This window comes from Streptomyces triticirhizae (assembly GCF_003696235.1).
GTDB lineage: Bacteria > Actinomycetota > Actinomycetes > Streptomycetales > Streptomycetaceae > Streptomyces > Streptomyces triticirhizae.
On the sequence record NZ_RFFJ01000023.1, the window covers coordinates 1 to 12183 of the forward strand.

The 12183-nt window shown below is 73.1% G+C and carries 13 protein-coding genes; 6 read left to right on the forward strand and 7 right to left on the reverse strand.

Annotated features, from left to right (window positions below):
- Window positions 1-79: 79 nt before the first annotated feature.
- From trpC to hisI, 6 genes are all read right to left on the reverse strand, one after another.
- The gene (gene trpC / locus EBN88_RS06930) at window positions 80-886 is read right to left on the reverse strand and encodes an indole-3-glycerol phosphate synthase TrpC (protein WP_122182927.1); all 807 of its coding nucleotides are present in this window, start codon (window positions 884-886) and stop codon (window positions 80-82) included.
- Between the two features lie 228 nt (window positions 887-1114).
- A complete protein-coding gene (locus EBN88_RS06935; protein ID WP_122182928.1) occupies window positions 1115-1528 on the reverse strand; it encodes a DUF2752 domain-containing protein in 414 nt (137 codons plus the stop codon).
- A 63-nt stretch (window positions 1529-1591) separates the two neighbouring features.
- Window positions 1592-1894: an HGxxPAAW family protein gene (locus EBN88_RS31655; RefSeq protein ID WP_233580508.1), complete on the reverse strand. Its 303-nt coding sequence runs from the start codon at window positions 1892-1894 to the stop codon at window positions 1592-1594.
- 126 nt (window positions 1895-2020) lie between these two features.
- Window positions 2021-2656 carry a TIGR02234 family membrane protein gene (locus EBN88_RS06945; RefSeq protein ID WP_122182929.1) on the reverse strand — a complete coding sequence of 212 codons (636 nt, stop codon included), beginning with the start codon at window positions 2654-2656 and terminating at the stop codon, window positions 2021-2023.
- Window positions 2653-4206, reverse strand: coding sequence for an anthranilate synthase component I (locus tag EBN88_RS06950; RefSeq protein ID WP_122182930.1), 1554 nt, complete (start codon window positions 4204-4206; stop codon window positions 2653-2655). Before EBN88_RS06950 ends, EBN88_RS06945 begins: the two co-directional genes overlap by 4 nt.
- Window positions 4207-4271: 65 nt before the next feature.
- Window positions 4272-4649 carry a phosphoribosyl-AMP cyclohydrolase gene (hisI, locus tag EBN88_RS06955; protein WP_122182931.1) on the reverse strand — a complete coding sequence of 126 codons (378 nt, stop codon included), beginning with the start codon at window positions 4647-4649 and terminating at the stop codon, window positions 4272-4274.
- 89 nt (window positions 4650-4738) lie between these two features.
- Here hisI and EBN88_RS06960 point away from each other — a divergent pair, with 89 nt between their 5' ends.
- The 3 genes from EBN88_RS06960 (at window position 4739) to EBN88_RS06970 (ending at window position 8064) form a co-directional block, all read left to right on the forward strand.
- A complete protein-coding gene (locus EBN88_RS06960; RefSeq protein ID WP_122182932.1) occupies window positions 4739-5374 on the forward strand; it encodes a TIGR03085 family metal-binding protein in 636 nt (211 codons plus the stop codon).
- Window positions 5374-6321, forward strand: a complete 948-nt coding sequence (locus tag EBN88_RS31660; RefSeq protein WP_122182933.1) for an NUDIX hydrolase — start codon at window positions 5374-5376, stop codon at window positions 6319-6321. Before EBN88_RS06960 ends, EBN88_RS31660 begins: the two co-directional genes overlap by 1 nt.
- 189 nt (window positions 6322-6510) lie before the next feature.
- Window positions 6511-8064, forward strand: coding sequence for a PstS family phosphate ABC transporter substrate-binding protein (locus EBN88_RS06970; protein ID WP_122182934.1), 1554 nt, complete (start codon window positions 6511-6513; stop codon window positions 8062-8064).
- Window positions 8065-8235: 171 nt separating this feature from the next.
- Here EBN88_RS06970 and EBN88_RS06975 read toward each other — a convergent pair whose 3' ends face one another.
- Entirely contained in the window at window positions 8236-8484 is a 249-nt protein-coding gene (locus tag EBN88_RS06975) for a helix-turn-helix domain-containing protein (protein WP_122182935.1), read from the reverse strand.
- Window positions 8485-8877: 393 nt separating this feature from the next.
- On the opposite strand from EBN88_RS06975, the gene EBN88_RS06980 reads away from it, so the two are divergent.
- The 3 genes from EBN88_RS06980 to EBN88_RS06990 all read left to right on the forward strand — a co-directional run bounded on the left by EBN88_RS06980 (window position 8878) and on the right by EBN88_RS06990 (window position 12177).
- Window positions 8878-10188 (forward strand): ABC transporter substrate-binding protein, encoded by a 1311-nt coding sequence (locus EBN88_RS06980; protein ID WP_122182936.1) that lies wholly within the window; start codon window positions 8878-8880, stop codon window positions 10186-10188.
- Window positions 10189-10309: 121 nt separating this feature from the next.
- Window positions 10310-11272, forward strand: coding sequence for a carbohydrate ABC transporter permease (locus EBN88_RS06985; RefSeq protein WP_122182937.1), 963 nt, complete (start codon window positions 10310-10312; stop codon window positions 11270-11272).
- Window positions 11269-12177 (forward strand): carbohydrate ABC transporter permease, encoded by a 909-nt coding sequence (locus tag EBN88_RS06990; RefSeq protein ID WP_122182938.1) that lies wholly within the window; start codon window positions 11269-11271, stop codon window positions 12175-12177. Before EBN88_RS06985 ends, EBN88_RS06990 begins: the two co-directional genes overlap by 4 nt.
- Window positions 12178-12183 lie beyond the last annotated feature (6 nt).

The following is a 12183-nucleotide window of genomic DNA, read 5'->3' on the forward strand; positions in this document are numbered from 1 at the left end:
CGCCGCGCAGCGCGATCCGGCCGACCGCCCGGGCGCGGCGGTCGCGCGGTCCCTCGGCCCGCTCGGGAACCATGGCGCCTCAGCGCCCCTGCCGCAGCGCCGGGTGGGCGCCGGCGGCGACCAGGTCGGCGACGGCGGAGCGCGGGTCGCGCCCGGTGACCAGGGACTCGCCGACGAGCACGGCGTCGGCGCCCTCGTTGGCGTAGGCGATCAGGTCGTGCGGGCCGCGCACCCCGGACTCGGCGACCCGGACGATCCCGCCGGGGATCTCGGGCGCCACCCGCTCGAAGGTGGAGCGGTCCACCTCCAGGGTGCGCAGGTCGCGGGCGTTGACGCCGATGATCCTGGCGCCGGCGTCCACGGCGCGCTCGGCCTCGTCCTCGTCGTGGACCTCGACCAGCGGCGTCAGGCCGATGGACTCGGCGCGCTCCACCAGGGAGACCAGCGCCGGCTGGTCCAGCGCGGCCACGATCAGCAGCACCAGGTCGGCGCCGTGCGCGCGGGCCTCCCACAGCTGGTAGGAGGTGACGATGAAGTCCTTGCGCAGCACCGGGATGTCGACCCGGGCGCGCACCTCGGTGAGGTCGTCGAGCGAGCCGCCGAACCGGCGCCGCTCGGTCAGCACGGAGATCGCGGCGGCGCCGCCCGCCTCGTAGTCGGCGGCCAGCCCGGCCGGGTCGGCGATGGCGGCCAGCGCGCCCTTGGAGGGGCTGGAGCGCTTGACCTCGCAGATGACGGTGACGCTGTCGCCCTTGAGGGCGGCCACCCCGTCCTTCGCCGGCGGGGCCGCGGCGGCGCGCTCCTTGAGCTGGTCCAGGGAGACCCGTGCCTGCCGCTCGGCGAGGTCGACGCGGACTCCCTCGATGATCTCGTCGAGCACACTCACGCGACCGGCCCCTTCCTGTCGGTGTGGGGAGGGCAATCCCCACCGATAGTATCCGCCTCCGGTCACGCCCTCACCACCCGCCCACCGACACCGCACCAACCTGCGCGGACCCGGGAAACCCGCAGGTCAGAGCGGTGGCCACAGCGCGGAGGCGGCGGGTCGTGAACGGCGCCGGCCTGGCCGGAAAGCGACGGTGACGCGCGGGGGCCGGCCTCGCGGGCGGGGCCCTCAGGGGATGAGGAACGCGCCGGGCGGCAGGTTGCGCAGCACGGTGAACGCGGCCACCAGCGCGGCGACGGCCCAGCCCAGCCAGGCGGGGAACGGGAGTTGGGCGGGCAGCCGGCGCCTCGCGCCGGCCAGCGCCGCCGCCAGCCAGACCAGCAGCCCCAGGCCCAGCAGCGCCGCTCCGGCGACCACCAGCGCGTTGGCGTGCCAGGCCGTCGCGAACGCGCCGTGCGCCAGCGCGTGGGTGGCGCGCAGGCCGCCGCAGCCCGGGCAGTGCAGGCCCAGCTCGGTCAGCACCGGGCAGGGCGGGTAACTCCCGGGCACCGTCGGGTCGTTGACCGCGACACAGCCGACCGCCGCGCCCAGCAGGGCGGCGGCGGCCAGAGGGGTTCCCGCGTCGAGGAGGCGTTGCCGCATGTGACCAGTCTCACGGCCGGGCGGCGGGGTCGCGCCCGGGGATGGGCCGGTCGGCGGCCTCGTTCAGCTGGTGGCGGCGGCCTGCCGCTGCTCGCCGGCGGCCGAGGTGGCGGGCTCGTCGGCCGGACCTGGCTGGGCGGCGATGGCCGGCTTGGCGACGCGCACCGGCGCCTGCTCCTGGCCCAGACCCATGGCGCGCATCACGCCACCCACCACGGCCGCCAGCAGCAGCACCACGAAGCTGGCCGCGACGCCCCACGGCTGCGCGACCAGGGTGAAGTAGCTGCCGAGGCCGAACCCGACGAAGGCGATGATCACCGCCGTCCAGGCGGCAGGGGTCTTGCCGTGGTGGTACTGGCCCGCCATGTGCGCTCCTTGAGGAAGAGAGGTCCCGGGGCGCTCACCTTCCGCGCCCGCCGTCCATTGTGACAAACCGTTCCCACTGGTGAGGGTGGGGTGCGTCACCCGGGCCCGGCCGGGGTGAACGGGAGGTCAGGTGGGGTCCTCGCCCCGGTCCAGGGCGCGCCAGATGTCCTCGGGCCGGTCGGGCCCGGGGTCCCCGTCCTCGTCCTCGCCCGCGCGCCGCGTGCCACGCCGGCCGCGCACCTCGCGGCCGCCGCGCTCGTAGCGGCTGGACATCGCCGGCCACTGCCGGCCGTAGCTGAGCGCCAACAGGCCGGCGCAGAGCAGCAGCAGGCCGCCCAGCGCGGAGAACCAGGGCCAGCCGGTGTGACTGACCGAGGTCACCGCCACGTCCGAGATGCCCATCACCTCGGCGGCCGCCCGTTCCAGGGCCTCGGTGTCGCCCGAGCCGAGCAGCGCGGCGCCGATCGCGCCGGCCCCGCTGAGCGCCAGCACGGAGGCCACCACCACCCGGCCGGTGCCGCGCACCGCGAACACCGCGACCAGCGCGGCCAGTCCGACCAGCGCCAGCGCGCTCGGCAGCCCGGAGACGGCGCTGCCGCTGGCCGTCACCGGCAGCTCGGCGCCGCCGCCCTGGGCGTCCCCCTCGCCCCAGGTCTGGCCGGCCGAGATCAGAACGACGGCGGCCCCGGCGGCGCCGCACAGCAGCGCCACGCCGAGTGCGCGGCGCGACGCCCTGGCGCTGTCGGAGGGGTTTCGGGTCACCCTCCCACGCTACCGCGCAGCCTCCCGGCCGTGGCCACCGCCCTGAGGACGGCCGCCGCCTTGTTGGCGCACTCGGTGTCCTCGGCGACCGGGTCGGAGTCGGCGACCACCCCGGCGCCCGCCTGGACATGGGCCACGCCGTCGCGGATCACGGCGGTGCGGATGGCGATCGCGGTGTCCGCGTCGCCGGCGAAGTCGAGGTAGCCGACGCAGCCGCCGTAGACGCCGCGCCGGGTGGGCTCCAGCTCCTCGATGATCTCCATGGCGCGCGGCTTGGGCGCGCCCGACAGCGTGCCGGCCGGGAAGCAGGCGGTGAGGGTGTCGAACGCGGTGCGGCCCTCGGCGAGTTGGCCGGTGACGGTGGAGACGATGTGCATCACGTGGCTGTACCGCTCCACCGACATGAAGTCGACGACCTCGACCGTGCCGGGCGCGCAGACCCGGCCGAGGTCGTTGCGCCCGAGGTCGACCAGCATCAGGTGCTCGGCGCGTTCCTTGGGGTCGGCCAGCAGCTCGGCGCCGAGCGCCGCGTCCTCGCCGGGGGTGGCGCCGCGCGGCCTGGTCCCGGCGATGGGGTGCAGCAGGGCGCGGCCGTCGGTGACCTTCACCAGCGCCTCGGGGCTTGAGCCGACGACGTCGAAGCCGCGCTCGCCCTCCGGACCGTCCTGGCCGCTCTCGCCGTCCTGGCCGGCCAGGCGCAGCAGGTACATGTAGGGGCTCGGGTTGGTGGTGCGCAGCACCCGGTAGACGTCGAGCGCGTCGGCCTCGCAGCGGGTCTCGAACCGCTGGGACGGCACCACCTGGAACGCGTCGCCGGCCCTGATGTACTCCTTGACGGCCTCGACCGCGCCCTGGTACCTCTCGCCGCCGAACCGGGCGGTGAACGGCGGGAGTTCGCTGGGCGGCAGCTCCACCGCGCTCGTCGCGACCGGGCGGGACAGATCGGCGGCCATCCGGTCGAGCCGGGCGACGGCGTCGGCGTGCACCTCGGCCAGCCGCCGGTCGTCGCCGCCGAGCGGCAGGTCGCTGAAGGCGTTGGCGATCAGCAGCACGGTGCCGTCGCGGTGGTCGAGGACGGCGAGGTCGGAGGCGAGCAGCATGGTCAGCTCGGGCAGCCGCAGGTCGTCGACGGTGTCGTCGCCGATGGACTCCAGGCGGCGCACCACGTCGTAGCCGAGGTAGCCGACCAGCCCGCCGGTGAACGGCGGCAGCTCGGGGTCGCGCGGAGTGTGCAGCACACGCAGCGTCTCCCGCAGCACCGCCAGCGGTTCGCCCTCGGTCGGCACGCCGGCGGGCGGCCGGCCCAGCCAGTGCGCCCGCCCGTCGCGGACGGTGAGGGTGGCGGCGCTGCGCACGCCGACGAAGGAGTAACGCGACCAGGTGCGGCCGTTCTCCGCCGACTCCAGCAGGAAGGTGCCGGGGCGGCCGGCGGCCAGCTTGCGGTAGAGCCCGACCGGGGTGTCGCCGTCGGCGAGGAGGCGACGGGTCACGGGGATCACCCGGCGCTCCTTGGCGAGCACCCGGAAGCGGTCGATGTCCTCAGTCGTCATGCCCGGTGAGCCTAGGCGACCCGCGCCGGCCAGGCGACCCGCGCCGACCAGGCGACCCGCGCCGGCTAGGCGACCTGCGCGTTCTCCCCCAGCGGGAGTTGGTCGGCGTCGAAGCAGGTGCGGTCCCCGGTGTGGCAGGCGGCGCCCACCTGGTCGACCCGCACCAGCACGGTGTCGCCGTCGCAGTCCAGGGCCACCGACTTGACGAGCTGGATGTGGCCGGAGGTGTCGCCCTTGGCCCAGTACTCGCGCCGGCTGCGGCTGTAGTAGGTGCAACGGCCGCTGACCAGGGTGCGGCGCAGGGCCTCGTCGTCCATCCAGCCGAGCATCAGCACCTCGCCGGTGTCGTACTGCTGGGCGATGGCGGGAAAGAGCCCGTCGGCGTTCCGCTTGAGCCGCGCGGCGATCCCGGGGTCGAGCCGGGGCGTGGAGGTGCTGGACATGCCCCCATTCTGCCTCCCGTGACGCACCGCTCGGCGGGGCTGCCGCGCGGTTACGCTGCGTTGTCAGTGGGAGGTCCTACTCTGGGGACATGTCTACCCATGCCAAGCGTGAACGCCTGTTGCTCGCCGACCTGTTGGAGTCCTCCGGGCCCGAGGCCCCCACCCTGTGCGCGGGGTGGACCACCCGTGACCTCGCCGCGCACCTGGTGGTGCGGGAGCGGCGGGCCGACGCGGCCGGCGGGATCGTCATCAAGCCGCTGGCCGCCCGGGGCGAGCGGGTGCGCGAGGAGTTCGCCGCCCGCCCCTACGACGAGTTGATCCAGCTGATCAGGACCGGGCCGCCCCGGGTCTCCCCGTTCGCCCTCAAGCAGGTCGACGAGGCGGCGAACACGGTCGAGTTCTTCGTGCACGGCGAGGACGTGCGCCGGGCCCAGCCGGCGTGGAAGCCGCGCTCGTTGGACCCGGTCTTCTCCGACGCGCTGTGGCGGCGGCTGGAGTCCTCGGCCCGGATCATGGGCCGCCGCAGCCCGGTCGGGCTGGTGCTGCGCCGGCCCAACGGGCAGACGGCGGTGGCGCACAAGGGCACCCCGGTGGTGACGGTCACGGGCGAGCCTGGCGAGCTGCTGCTGTTCGCCTTCGGGCGGCAGGACGCGGCGCGCGTGGAGTACGAGGGGGAGGAGGAGGCGGTGGCCCAGGCCGGGTCCGCCCGGCTGGGGCTGGGCTGATGGTCGACCCGGCGCCGGAGCTGGCGGCCGGCGTCACCCTGCCGGTGCCGGAGCCGGGCGAGCGCTGGTGCGTGGGCGCGGTGATCCTGGACGCGGCGGGCCGGGTCTTCGCCCAACGCCGTTCGCCGAGGCGGCGGTTGTTCCCCGACACCTGGGACCTGGTGGGCGGCCATGTGGAGGAGGGCGAGTCGCTGCTGGGCGCGCTCGCCCGCGAGGTGGCCGAGGAGACGGGGTGGCGGCTGCGGCGGGTGGTGCGCTCGCTGGGGGTGTGGACATGGGTCGGGGACGACGGGCGCGGCCCGCGTCACGAGGTGGACTTCGTGGTGGAGGTCGAGGGGGACCTGGGCCGGCCCGCGCTGGAGTGGGAACGGCACCCGGAGTACGGCTGGTTCGGGCCGGCCGAGCTGCACCGGCTCAAGGAGCACAAGGTCTCCGCCGACCAGCTGGTGTACCGGGTGGCGGCGCGCGCCCTGGGCGCTCCCGAACTGCCGCCGGACACCGAGCTGTTGGCGGCGCTGGCCGGGATGGACGCGGCGGGGCGGGCCTGGCTGGCCGGTCCCGGCGGGCTGGACCTCGCGCTGCGACAGGCGCCGCCGGGGCGGCCGGTGCCGCCGGCCGGGCCGCCGTTCGCGGGCCGGGGGGACGGCACGCGGTACCACCTGTCCGGGGGCGCGGTGGTGGCCGTCGCGGCCGACGGGCGGGCGGCGCTGGTGGCCGACACCCTGGGGGAGGCCGTGGAGTTGGCGTTGGGGCTGCCCCACTGGTGGCGGCCCGACGGTGGCGCGAGCCCGCCGGGCGAGGCACCGGTCGGGGCGCCGGGCCGGGCGCCGGTCGGTTGGCTGGGCATCGTGCCGGCGGCGCCGGCGATCCTGCGGGCGCGGCTGGCCGACGCGGTCTCCCGCACGACGCCCGAGCTGGCCGCGGCCGTGGGCGGACGACCGGGGTGAGGCGGGCGCGGGGCTGACGCGGGCGGGGGCGCGCGGCAGGCTTCCGGGAGGGTGACGGGCCGTCTTCTCCTCCGTTCCGACGGGCGGTTGACGCCCCGACCGAGGTCCCGGTTGACGCCCCGGTGAACTCCGGCGGAAGGCTTGCCCACCGGCCCGCACACCCACCGTTTTCGGTCATACGTTTGCCTGGTGGACATCTTCCGGTGGGACGTCACCCTCACCGTCCTCGGTGTGGTGGTCCCCATCTTCGCCGCGCTCTACGAGTTCGTCTTCGTCGGCCGCAAACGCCTCGGCTACCGCGTGCAGATGGACACCGTCGCCAGCGACGAGGTGCACTCCTCCTACGCCGGCGCGCTCCAACGGCTGGAGCGGGACGGCGGCGACCCGTTGCTCGACCCCTCGTTCGTGCTGCTGCGCTTCGAGAACAACGGCGCCACCCACATCGACGAGAGCGACTACGCCGTCCTGGACGACGACCGGGTCGGGATCCGGGTCGTCTTCCCGGGCCGCCGGGTGGCGGGGCTGGTCGTCACCGAGCTGAGCCACGAGTATCTGCGGCCGTCGTTCGAGGGCGACTCGGGGCTCCACGTCAGGGACGGCGTGATCCAGCTGCCCCGGGTCCCGATGAACCGGGGCACGCACTACAAGGTGCTGGCCGCGCTGGAGCGCGAGGAGGGCGAAACCCGGGCGCCAGGAACGGAGTTCGCGCCCCCCAGGGTGATCGGCGGCATCAAGGGCGGCGTCGGCTCCGGCGACATCCCCGAGACCAGGAGCCGCACCGGCATCTCGCTGCCGACCGTGGCGCTGGTCTGCTTCCTGGTGGTCATCATCGTCACCCAGCTCGGCATCTCGCTCTCTGGCGAGGACGAGAACGCCCCGCTGGACTGCGCCTCGGGCGAGTTGACCCTCACCGGCTCCACCGCGTTCGCCCCGGTGCTCAACGAGGCCGCCGACTCCTACGAGTCCACCTGCCCCGATGCCAGGATCACCGTCTCCGCCGGCGGCAGCGCCCAGGGCCTGACCCAACTCGACCGCGCCGGCCGCGAACACCCCGACGGCCACCCGCCGATGCTCGCGTTCTCCGACGGGCCCAAGGACGCGGGCCATCCCCAACTCCTCCCGCGCCCCATCGCGTTCTCCCTGTTCACCCTGGTGGTCAACGAGGAGGCCGGGGTGCTCGACCTCACGCCCGAGCAGCTGCGGGCCGTCTTCGACGGCCAGCTCACCAACTGGACCGAGCTGGGCGGCAACGACGTCCCCATCCGGCTGGTCGGCCGGCACGACGACTCCGGCACCCGCCGGGTCTTCCAACGCCAGGTGCTCGACGGCGACCGCGAGCCGGCCAGCACCTCGGACAACTGCCGGGACCGCGACCCGGGCGCCGACGACCCGGTGATCCGCTGCGAACGGGGCTCCACGGACGACCTGTTGGACGCGGTCGCCGCCACGCCGGGCGCCATCGGCTACGCGGAACTGGGCGCGGCCCTGGACCGCGACGAGCTGCCCCGCGCGCGGATCGCCGGCCACGAGGCGTCCCTGGAGGCGGCCGACCACAGCGCCTACCCGTTCTGGGAGACCGAACTGGCCTACACCTACGGCGAGTTGCCGGCAGACTCGCTGGCCGCGAGCTTCCTGCGCTACCTCACCAACCAGGTCGGCCAGGACCTCATCCGCGCCCACGGCCACCGCCCCTGCGCGGAACTCCAGAACCCGGTCCTGTGCCGACCCCTGACGGACGACTGAGTTCGGGTCACGCCCGAGGAAGCGGGACAACGGTGCACCGGCGCAGTTCCACCACGGACCGCTCGCTGTCAGCCGCTGTCGCGAGAGAGGGCCAACGCCCGTCATGACCGAAGACAGCGCGGCCGGGTCGACCGTTCGACGCCTGGGAATCTCACTCGCCGTGGCCCGCGCTCACTGCCGGTGCCGTTCGTCGTCCGCTGGAGCGGCGAGTCCGCACAGCTCGGGGCGCTGGCGTTCCGCCGGGACGGCCGGGGCATCGGCCACCAGGACGAACGACCTGCGGACCGGGACAGGAACGGTGTGCTGTGGTGCCGTTTCGACGAGGCTCCCGGAAGCGGGGAACCGGTCCCCGGGCGCCAGTTCACCGGAGGTGACTCGGTCCCGCAGCTCGTCGGCGATGCGTCGGGCGCTCTCGGTCATCGCGTTCCTCACTTCCCTAGGGTGGTGGCCGCCGATCACCACCCTCGCACAGCCGCCCGCCGGCTCCCGCGCGGGACGCGACCCGGCGCCGGCGTCCCACCGTTCGATGAAGCGTTTCAGCGAACCGGAACGCCCCGCTCCCCCGCCCGTTCGAGACCCCGGACGAACGGGCCGCCCGGCGGCGCCCCGCGCGGGCCCGCTCGCCGCAGACCTCTTGACGGGAGCGAGTCGACGTTGTCAGACTCCGGGGACCCGAGCGCTCGCCGATACCCAGAGGGCGGGCGCGACGGGGCCCCTTTTCCCATCGCTCAGCCGTGCCTTTTCCCGGCCCTTAAATGAATCGATTCACGGCGGGCCCTTCCCGTTTTGTTCACCGAGCAAGGAGGCTCTTCGATGCCCAACAGGAAGACCGCGCTGAGAGGGCTCGCCGTGGCCCTGGCCGGCGCGCTCACGCTGACCGCCTGTGGTGGCGGCGACGGCGGGAGCGACGACGGCGGAAAGGTCACCCTCCGGTTCACCTGGTGGGGCACCGAGGGACGGGCCGACCGCTACCAGGCGGCGGTTGACCTCTTCGAGGAGCAGAACCCGGACATCACGGTGCAGACCAGCTTCGCCGAGTTCAACGACTACTGGACGCAGCGCAGCACCGACGGCACCTCGGGCGAGCTGCCCGACGTGATGCAGATGGACCTCTCCCGGCTGCTGGAGTACGGCAACGGCGGCCTCCTCTACGACCTCGGCGAGTTCGAGGGCGGGGTGCTGGACACCTCGACCATCGAGGAGGAGCTGCTCGCCTCGGGTCGGGCCAACGAGCAGCTCGTGGCGGTGCCCACCGGCACCAACGCGTTCGCCCTCTTCTACAACCCCGACCTGATCGAGGAGTTGGGCGTCGAACTGCCGGACTGGGACTACACCTGGGAGGAGTACCGGGAGTTCATCCAGGCCGCGAGCGAGGCGGGCGCCGGCCTCGAACCCCGCGTCTACGGCGGCAACGACTACACCATGGTCTGGTGGATGTTCATGCTGCACCTGATCCAGCAGGGCATCGAACCGTTCGCCGAGAACGGCGAGATGAACTTCACCGAGGACGACATGCGCGAGTTCGTCGCGTCGGCCGACCCGCTGCGGCAGCCGGAGAACGTCACCTTCCCGGCCTCCCGCACCGAGCAGCTGCTCCCCAAGAGCGGGTTCACCTCGGGTGAGGTGCCGGTCGAGCTGAACTGGGACAACATGCTCAGCCAGGCGTCCCAGGACGCCGGCAGCGACAACCTCCAGCTGATGCCGCCGCCCTCGGGACCCGACGGTGAGAAGCACCTGTTCTTCAAGCCGACCATGCAGCTGGCGGTCGGGGCGAACAGCGCGCACCCCGAGGAGGCCGCGATGCTGATCGACTTCCTGATCAACTCCCCCGAGGCCGGCGAGATCATCGGCACCGAGCTGGGCATCCCCGCCTCCCAGGAGCGGCTGGACTCGCTCCAGGTCGCGCCGGGCAGCACCGACGAGCGGGTCATCGAGTACGAGCAGCGGCTGCGGGACGAGGGCCATGTCACCGAGTCGGCCCCGTTCCACCCGGAGGGCTTCGGCGCCGTGGAGCAGGAGTACGTGCAGGTGTTGGGCAACGAGTTCGGCTACGGGCGGATGAGCGTGGACGACTTCGTCGAGCGCTGGTTCTCCGAGGCCGGGAACCTGCTGATCACCTCCTGACCCCCCGGCCGCCGGGCCCGCGCCTGGCCCGGCGGCCGCCCGTCCCCCGACGGTTCACGTCCGTCGCCCCCGCCCTCCCGCCGACGTTCTGTCGTCCACGTCATCCGAACGGAAATCGTCCATGTCCCTGACCCAGCAGGCGTCCCGGGCCGCGCCCGGGGCCGGGCCCACGCGCCGGCCCAGCCCGCCCCGATCCCGGCGGCGGGCCGCCGAGACCCGGGCCGGTTACGCCTTCCTCGCGCCCTGGCTGCTGGGCTTCATCGCCCTGACCGCCGGCCCGATGATCGCCTCCCTCTACCTGGCCTTCACCGACTACCACCCGATCAGGGGCGGCAGTTGGATCGGCCTGGACAACTTCGACCGGCTCTTCGACGACCCGCGCTTCCTGGACTCGGTCGAGGTGACGGCGCAGTACGCCGTGATCGGCACGCCCGTCAAGCTGGCCGCCGCGCTGGGCGTCGCGATGCTGCTGAACTCGCGGCGGCGCGGCCAGGGCACCTACCGTTCGCTCTTCTACGCGCCCTCACTGATCGGGGCGAGCGTCTCGGTGGCCATCGTCTGGAAGGCGATGTTCAACGACCAGGGCATCGTCGACGACATCGGCCAGTTCTTCGGGATGCCGGCCGGCGGCTGGGTGGGCAACCCGGACCTGACGCTGCCGATGATGATCCTGCTGGCGGTCTGGCAGTTCGGCGCGCCGATGGTGATCTTCCTGGCGGGGCTCAAGCAGATCCCCAACGAGCTGTACGAGGCGGCGCAGATGGACGGCGCGGGCGCGGTCCGGCAGTTCTTCAGGATCACGCTGCCGATGCTCTCGCCGGTGCTCTTCTTCAACCTGGTGCTGGAGACGATCAACTCGTTCCAGATCTTCGCGTCGGCGTTCATCATCTCCGGCGGGCAGGGCGGCCCGGCCAACTCGACGCTCTTCTACACCCTCTACCTCTACCAGCGCGGATTCGGCCAGGGGCAGCTCGGCTACGCGGCCGCCATGGCCTGGCTGCTGGTGATCGTGGTGGGCATCATCACCCTGATCTTCTTCAGGACCTCCAGGTACTGGGTCCACTACTCGGGGGAGGGCCGATGAGCACGGCGCCGCGACCTGACGGGGCCACCTCATCGGTGGCCCGGAACGAACGCTCCCGGCGGGCGGCGAACCGACGGCGCGGGCGTACCCTCGCCTTCCACCTGGCCTCCTGGGCGCTGGCCGTCGTGGTGCTCTACCCGGGCGTGTGGATGCTGCTGTCCGCGTTCCGGCCGAGCAACCAGATCATCGGGCAGACCGGGTTGATCCCGGACGAGACGACGCTGGACAACTTCCGCAAGGCGTTCGAGGGCATCGGCGGGATCTCGTTCTGGACCTTCTTCGGGAACTCGATGTTCCTGGCGGTGGCCTCGGTGGTCGGCGTCTGCCTGTCCTGCTCGGTCTCCGCCTACGCCTTCGCGCGGATCGAGTTCCCGGGCCGGAAGATCTTCTTCACGCTGATGATCGGCACGCTGCTGCTGCCGTTCCATGTGGTGATCATCCCGCAGTTCATCATGTTCAACGAGATCGGCTGGACGGACTCGTATCTGCCGCTGCTGGTCGGGAAGTTCCTGGCCTGCGACGCGTTCTTCGTCTTTCTGATGGTGCAGTTCATGCGGAACCTGCCCCGGGAGCTGGACGAGTCGGCGCGGATCGACGGCGCCGGGCATCCGAGGATCTTCCTCTCCATCGTGCTGCCGCTGATGCGGCCGGTGTTGGCGACGGCGTCGATCTTCGCGTTCATCTGGAGCTGGAACGACTTCCTGGCCCCGCTGATCTATCTGCGCTCTCCCGACTCCTACCCGCTGCCGCTGATGCTGCGGCAGTACACCGACCAGACCACGGTCTCGGACTACGGCGCGCAGATGGCGGCCGCGGTGCTGGCACTGGTGCCGGTGCTGCTGTTCTTCGTGCTCTTCCAGCGGTACATCGTCGACGGGGTGGCGACCCAGGGGCTCAAGGGCTGAGGCGAC

Coding starts and splice junctions, on each gene's coding strand:
- EBN88_RS06990 (WP_122182938.1), top strand. CDS start 11,269: ATGAGCACGGCGCCGCGACCTGACGGGGCCACCTCATCGGTGGCCCGG.
- EBN88_RS06935 (WP_122182928.1), bottom strand. CDS start 1,528: ATGCGGCAACGCCTCCTCGACGCGGGAACCCCTCTGGCCGCCGCCGCC.
- EBN88_RS06950 (WP_122182930.1), bottom strand. CDS start 4,206: ATGACGACTGAGGACATCGACCGCTTCCGGGTGCTCGCCAAGGAGCGC.
- EBN88_RS06975 (WP_122182935.1), bottom strand. CDS start 8,484: ATGACCGAGAGCGCCCGACGCATCGCCGACGAGCTGCGGGACCGAGTC.
- EBN88_RS31655 (WP_233580508.1), bottom strand. CDS start 1,894: ATGGCGGGCCAGTACCACCACGGCAAGACCCCTGCCGCCTGGACGGCG.
- EBN88_RS06980 (WP_122182936.1), top strand. CDS start 8,878: ATGCCCAACAGGAAGACCGCGCTGAGAGGGCTCGCCGTGGCCCTGGCC.
- EBN88_RS06960 (WP_122182932.1), top strand. CDS start 4,739: ATGTCTACCCATGCCAAGCGTGAACGCCTGTTGCTCGCCGACCTGTTG.
- hisI (WP_122182931.1), bottom strand. CDS start 4,649: ATGTCCAGCACCTCCACGCCCCGGCTCGACCCCGGGATCGCCGCGCGG.
- EBN88_RS31660 (WP_122182933.1), top strand. CDS start 5,374: ATGGTCGACCCGGCGCCGGAGCTGGCGGCCGGCGTCACCCTGCCGGTG.
- EBN88_RS06985 (WP_122182937.1), top strand. CDS start 10,310: ATGTCCCTGACCCAGCAGGCGTCCCGGGCCGCGCCCGGGGCCGGGCCC.